Origin of the sequence: Pigmentiphaga sp., from assembly GCF_019689535.1 — a bacterium.
Lineage (GTDB): Bacteria > Pseudomonadota > Gammaproteobacteria > Burkholderiales > Burkholderiaceae_B > Pigmentiphaga.
On record NZ_JADGHH010000191.1, the window covers coordinates 1 to 6,358 of the forward strand.

The 6,358-nt window shown below is 66.0% G+C and carries 7 protein-coding genes; 2 read left to right on the forward strand and 5 right to left on the reverse strand.

The genetic code is table 11. The features are described from left to right. Both IRZ12_RS14460 and IRZ12_RS14465 read left to right on the forward strand, forming a co-directional pair. Window positions 1-323: histone H1-like repetitive region-containing protein (locus IRZ12_RS14460; RefSeq protein WP_296469711.1), on the forward strand; the 323-nt coding region annotated here is incomplete at its 5' end. Window positions 324-481: 158 nt separating this feature from the next. Beyond that, window positions 482-1,039: a YggT family protein gene (locus tag IRZ12_RS14465; protein ID WP_296469712.1), complete on the forward strand. Its 558-nt coding sequence runs from the start codon at window positions 482-484 to the stop codon at window positions 1,037-1,039. Window positions 1,040-1,149: 110 nt separating this feature from the next. On the opposite strand, the gene IRZ12_RS14470 is transcribed toward IRZ12_RS14465, so the two are convergent. The 5 genes from IRZ12_RS14470 to accC form a co-directional block, all read right to left on the reverse strand. Beyond that, entirely contained in the window at window positions 1,150-1,599 is a 450-nt protein-coding gene (locus tag IRZ12_RS14470) for a glycine zipper 2TM domain-containing protein (protein ID WP_296469721.1), read from the reverse strand. 231 nt (window positions 1,600-1,830) lie between these two features. Further along, entirely contained in the window at window positions 1,831-2,787 is a 957-nt protein-coding gene (locus IRZ12_RS14475; RefSeq protein ID WP_296469714.1) for a carbohydrate kinase family protein, read from the reverse strand. A 5-nt stretch (window positions 2,788-2,792) separates the two neighbouring features. Continuing rightward, a complete protein-coding gene (locus IRZ12_RS14480) occupies window positions 2,793-3,968 on the reverse strand; it encodes a DUF3426 domain-containing protein (RefSeq protein ID WP_296469716.1) in 1,176 nt (391 codons plus the stop codon). 12 nt (window positions 3,969-3,980) lie between these two features. Continuing rightward, a complete protein-coding gene (prmA, locus tag IRZ12_RS14485; RefSeq protein ID WP_296469718.1) occupies window positions 3,981-4,871 on the reverse strand; it encodes a 50S ribosomal protein L11 methyltransferase in 891 nt (296 codons plus the stop codon). 9 nt (window positions 4,872-4,880) lie between these two features. Continuing rightward, window positions 4,881-6,230, reverse strand: a complete 1,350-nt coding sequence (gene accC, locus IRZ12_RS14490) for an acetyl-CoA carboxylase biotin carboxylase subunit (protein ID WP_296469719.1) — start codon at window positions 6,228-6,230, stop codon at window positions 4,881-4,883. Window positions 6,231-6,358: the final 128 nt, after the last annotated feature.

The following is a 6,358-nucleotide window of genomic DNA, read 5'->3' on the forward strand; positions in this document are numbered from 1 at the left end:
CGGCACTTAACAACCCCGCGGCCAATAAAGCGCCGGCCAAGAAAGCCGCTGTGAAGAAAACCGCTGCCAAGAAGGCCCCGGCCAAGAAGGCTGCAGTGAAGAAGACCGCGGCCAAGAAGACGACCGCGGCGAAGAAGGCGCCGGCCAAGAAAGCTGCAACCAAGAAGGCTGCAGCCAAAAAGCCTGCTGCCAAGAAGGCTTCCGCCAAGAAGCCCGCAGCCAAGAAGCCTGCCCCTGCACCGTCCACCGCGGCGGCTCCGGGCGCCAAAACGGCCCTCAACCCCGCGGCGGCTTGGCCCTTCCCTACGGGCAGCCGCCCGTAAGCGAACCATCGGAGCGCCTGGCGCTCCGATGTCGCCCCGTCCAGGTGCAAGCTTGGACGGGGTTTTTGCATTGAAGAAGGGTCTCGCTTCCAGGCGACTGTGCGACAATCAGAGCCCGACGTTTTACCGCCTGCGGAACAGGCGCAACCGGAGCCTTCATGTTTGGCGACATTGCCCAATTCCTCCTCAACATCCTCGCGACACTGTACGGCGCGGTGCTCTTGCTGCGGCTATGGCTGCAGTTCGTCCGCATGCCGCCTTACAACCCGATTTCCCGCACCGTGTTCCAGTTCACGGACTGGATCGTCGTGCCACTGCGCAGGGTGATCGGCGGCCGCGGAGGCATAGACTGGGCCTGCGTGGTGGCGGCGTGGGTGACCGCACTGGTTTACCTGGCGGCAGTCATGATGGTGGACGGCATCAATCCCACGTCGCTCTTCCCCGAGGCGCTGTGGATCGCCCTGCTGCTACTGCTCAAGTGGGGAATCAACCTGGTGATGTGGGTAACGCTGCTGATGGTGATCCTGTCGTGGGTGAATCCGCGCGCCCCGGCCATGCCCGCGCTGCACGCGCTCACCGCGCCGCTGCTCGACCCCATCCGCCGCATGCTGCCGGCAATGGGCGGGCTCGATCTTTCGCCGCTCGTCCTGTTCCTGATCACGCAGATCGCGCTGATGGTGTTGTCCCGTATCGGACTACCCGTATTCGGCCTGTAAGGCCGGGCCCAGCCGCCACTGCGCCGGGGCCGGATGCAAACACAGGCCGGTCGGCAGAGATGCCGGCCGGCCTGTCCGTTTCAGTGGGAAACGACCGCTGGCGGTATTGCTTACAAGTGCGTGACGCGGGTCACCCCGGAGCCGCTCAACACCCGCACCCGGTCCCCCACGTAGAACTTTTCGTCGGCTTCCTGCACGATGGAGCGCACTTCCCCGTTCTCGAAGCGGACGGTGATCTCCAACCCGGTGCGCTTGGACAAACCGCCCTCGACGGCCTGCCCCGCGACGCCGCCGGCGATGGCGCCGAGCACGGACGCGATGATCTGCCCGCGGCCGCCGCCTATCGTGCTACCGGCCACTCCGCCGACGATCGCGCCGCCGGCCGTGCCGACGCCGGTCTGCCCGCGATCGATGGTGACTTCCCGGACCGACTCCACCGTGCCCAGGCGCACCACCTGCTCGCGCTGGGCCTGGTTGCGGTCGTAAACGGACGCCGAATTGCTACCCGTCGCGCACCCGGCCAACAAGGCCAGGGCAGACAACGCCGCCGCAACGGCCATGGCGCGGCCACGACCGGCCTTCAGGGGGAAAGACGCAATGAATCGATCCATAAAGCCATCCTGAAAAATCGGATAGGTGCCGCAGCACTATCTCGTCATCAAAAACACGTACAACCCTTCGACTGGATTTATACCCCGCCGGTTCGCCCCCGCGGCCCAGGAGGGCGGCATCCGTCACGCTAGGTTGTTTCAAAGCATAACGAATTGCGGGACGGCCGGGAACCGACGGGCTCAGGCGTGGGGCAGGCTCAGGCCATAGCTCCGGTCGAGCCGGGCCGAGATTTCCTCGCGGCTCAACACGTGGTTCTGCGGCCCCCGGCTGGCAACCTTGATGGACCCCATCAAACTCGCCAACTTGCAGCAATCTTCCCAGTTCCAGCCCAGGGTAATGCCGTAAAGCAGGCCGGCGCGGTAGGCGTCGCCGCAGCCGGTAGGATCGACCACGGCATCGGCCTTGATCGCGTCGATGTGGATTTCCTGGCCGCCGGTAAGCAGCGTGGATCCTTTCTCTCCGCGCGTCACGATGGCGGCCTGTAGGCCGGCCGCGATTTCGGCCATGCTGCGCCCCGTGCGCTGCTCGACGACGCGCGCCTCGTAGTCGTTGACGGTGAGCACCTGCGCCATCGACAGCATGTCGCGCAGATCGTCGCCGTTGAACAGCGGCATGGCCTGGCCGAGGTCGAAGATGAACGGCACCCCGCGGGCATGCAGGCGCCGCGCATGGGCGAACATGCCCTCCTTCGAGTCGGGGGCGACGATGCCCCACACGCCGGGAGCCGCCGTCAGGTCATTCGTGGCAGACGCCGACATCGCGCCGGGGTGGAAGGCGGTAATCTGGTTGTCCACGAGGTCCGTGGTGATGAAACACTGGGCCGTGAACGTCCCCGGCACGACTTTCACCCAGTCGACGTTGATGCCTTGCGCGCGCATCCGCTGCAGGTATTCGCCTGCATCCTCGCCGACCGTGGCCACGGGCACGGGCGTACCGCCCAAGAGCCGCAGGTTGTACGCAATGTTGCCGGCGCAGCCCCCGTACTCCTTGCGCATGGAGGGCACCAGGAACGAGACGCTCAACGCATGGACCTGCTCGGGCAGGATGTGCTCCTGGAATTTGCCCTCGAACACCATGATCGTATCGAACGCGATGGAGCCGCAAATGATGACGGGGGCGGTTTCGGGATGAGCCATGGCGGTCACGGATAAAAAAGAGCGACGCGATAACCGGTGGCATGCGCGTCGATGGTTTCAACGGGAATCCGCAGGGTGCGTTCTTCGAGCGGCCCCAGCGGCTTGGCGAGGTCCTGGGGCGACAGGTACACCGAAGGCAGCAGGACGCGGCGCGCGGCCACCGCATCCGACAAATCCATCAGCGACAGCTCTATGGCCGGCCACGCCTGGGGAAATGCCGCGCGATTGCGCAGCAGGATCCGCAACGCCAGCCGCCTCACGGGCAAGACGACCTGGGCGGGCACCTGGCCGGCATCGAGCAGGGGGTCAGAGATAGGCGGCGCAAACCCGGGGGAATCCGGCGACCACGGCTCGATGGACGAAGATTCGATGACCAGTAATTCTGGCGCGCGCGGATATCCCACCGTGCAATGGAACCGCTGGCACAATTTTTCAAGCAACGGGCGAGCGGCCGGCACGCGGGTGGCAAACTCGGCGCGGAACATCCAAAGCGCCTGCCCTGCCAGGACCACGAGCGCGGCCAGCGCCGCGATGCCCCACAGCCATTGCGCGCGCCGGCGGCGCCGCTTCTCGTCCTGGTCGAAGAAGTCCGGCTCGTCGGCCGGCGGCGCATACGCTGAACGAGGTTCGGCCACGATGCGCGGGATCGGGTCGTCGCCCGCATCGCCTACCACCAGGGCATCGCCGGCAGAATCCTCGACGGCGTCGGTGGCATCCGGCAGAGCTTCAGGCGCCCGCGGAGCCGCCTCGCCTGCGGCCGAAGACCTGCGCGGTCGCAACACGACCGGGATCTCGTCGGACGCGGGCGCGGAAACCCCGGGCTGGGAGGAGGCCGGGTAGCCCGGCTGGGCCATCCCGCCGGCAGGAGAAATGCGGTCGGACGAGGATTCGTCCTCGGGCACCCCTGGCGTCGCCGGGACGCCGGGCACCGCCGCCGGCGACAATCCCTCTCCCCGCTTGCGCACGACACGCGGCTCGGCAGACGGATCGGAATCCGGCGCGGCCTGCAGCGACACGGGCCGCGGCGGCCCGCCGGCCGGGTCCAATTCGAACAAGTACTCGGTGCTGTCGAACGCCTCGTTGCACACGCCGCAGCGGACCCACCCGCCGCGCAGCTTGATCTGGTCCGGCACGACGCGGAACGAAGTGCTGCAATAGGGGCAGTGAGTGGCAAGGACCATGGCGCGGCCCCGTCAGTCCGGACGATGTCCGTGCAAACACACCCAGCCGTCGAGCGCCCGCCAGACGGACAGGGAAAGCCAAGGCGCATAGGCCTGCGCCACTTCGTCGGCCTGGCGCTCGAGCACCCCCGACAAGACCAGATCCCCTCCCGGCAAGACCCGGTCGCACAACATGGGCGCCAGCACTTTGAGGGGGTTCGACAGAATGTTGGCGACCACGACGTCGGCGCGCCATCCCTGGCGAACGTCAGGCAGGCCAGTCAGTACCTCCACGCCGTTGGCGGCGGCGTTGGCCTGGGCCGACTGCACGGCCTGGGGATCGATGTCGATGCCCACGGTTTCGCCCGCCCCTAGCTTGCGCGCGGCAATCGCCAGGATTCCCGAGCCGCATCCGTAATCGAGCACGGTGGCCCCGGGGCGCAGGTGATTCGCCAGCCATGCCAGGCAAAGATGCGTAGTGGGATGGCTGCCGGTGCCAAAGGCCAGCCCGGGATCCAGGCGAATGGAAATCGTGCCGGGCTCGTCGGGCACTTCGTGCCAGGTGGGCACGATCCAAACCTTGCCTTCAACCTCGATGGGTTCGAACTGGGACTGGGTCAGCCTAACCCAGTCGGCATCCGGCACCTCCCGCAATTGCCAGCCCGGCGCTTCGATGCCACACGCTTCGCAGGCCAGCGCCAGCACCTGGGCAGGATCTTCGCCGTCGGGCATCAGCGCCACGATCCTGTTGCGCGACCATGCCTGGGTTTCGGGCTCCAGCCCGGGTTCTCCGAAAAGCGGCTTTTCCGCTTCGGTGCCGAAATCCGCATCCTCCACGGAAACGGACAAGACCCCCGCTTCCAGCAAGGCGTCGGAAAGCGGCTCGGCCATTTGCTCGGCGCAGTCGAACACCAGTTCGCGCATGAGGGGCTCTTATTCCGGGCGCTGTGCCAGGCGCTGCTCCAAATAATGGATATTGGTGCCGCCTTCGATGAAGCGGGCATCCTGCAGCAACTCGCGGTGCAACGCAATGTTGGTAGAAATGCCGTCCACCGCCATCTCCGACAGGGCGATGCGCATCCGGGCCAGCGCCTGCTCCCGCGTATCGCCATAGGCGATGATCTTGGCGATCATCGAGTCGTAATTGGGCGGCACGAAATAGCCATTGTAGACATGCGAATCGACGCGGATGCCGGGACCGCCCGGCACGTGCCAATTGGTGATGCGGCCCGGGCTGGGCGTAAAGCGGAACGGATCCTCGGCGTTGATGCGGCATTCGATGGCATGGCCACGGAACACGATGTCGCGCTGCCGATAGCGCAGCTTCTCGCCCGCGGCGATGCGGATCTGTTCCTGCACCAAGTCTACGCCGGTGATGGCTTCGGTCACCGGATGCTCGACCTGGATACGCGTGTTCATCTCGATGAAGTAGAACTCGCCGTTCTCGTACAGGAACTCGAATGTGCCCGCGCCGCGGTAGCCGATCTTGCGGCAGGCGTCGGCGCAGCGGTCGCCGATGCGGTCGATGAGGCGGCGAGGAATGTGCGGAGCCGGCGCCTCCTCGATGATCTTCTGGTGGCGGCGCTGCATGGAGCAGTCGCGTTCTCCCAGCCAGATTGCGCCGCGCTGCCCGTCGGCCAGCACCTGGATCTCGATGTGACGGGGGTTCTCGAGGAACTTTTCCATGTACACATCGGGATTGTTGAACGCGGCGGCTGCCTCCGAGCGCGTCATGGTCACCGCGTTGAGCAGGGCGGCCTCGGTATGGACCACGCGCATGCCTCGGCCGCCGCCCCCGCCGGCTGCCTTGATGATGACCGGATAACCGATCTTGCGGGCAATTTGGATGATTTCCTTGGGATCTTCGGGCAATGCGCCGTCCGAGCCGGGCACGACCGGCACGCCTGCGGCGATCATGGCCTGCTTGGCGCTGACCTTGTCGCCCATCAGGCGGATGGATTCCGGCTTGGGCCCGATGAACACGAAGCCGCTCTTCTCGACCCGCTCGGCAAAATCCGCGTTCTCCGACAAAAAGCCGTAACCGGGATGGATGGCCTCGGCGTCAGTGACCTCGGCGGCCGAAATGATGGCCGGCATGTTCAGGTAGCTCTCGCGCGAGGACGCGGGCCCGATGCATACCGACTCGTCGGCCAGCTTGACGTACTTGGCCTCGCGATCAGCCTCCGAGTGCACGACCACACTCTTGATCCCCAGTTCGCGGCAGGCGCGCTGGATACGCAGGGCGATTTCCCCGCGATTGGCGATCAGGATCTTTTCAAACATGAACGATTGTCCTGAAAAAGTCGGACGACTGGCCTGGGCTGCGGACTCGGCGGGGCCGCGGTGGAAAGCGTCTTCCCGGCTCCGTCGCGCCGGTCCGGGCGCCCGACTGATGATACGGTGTGAAGCGC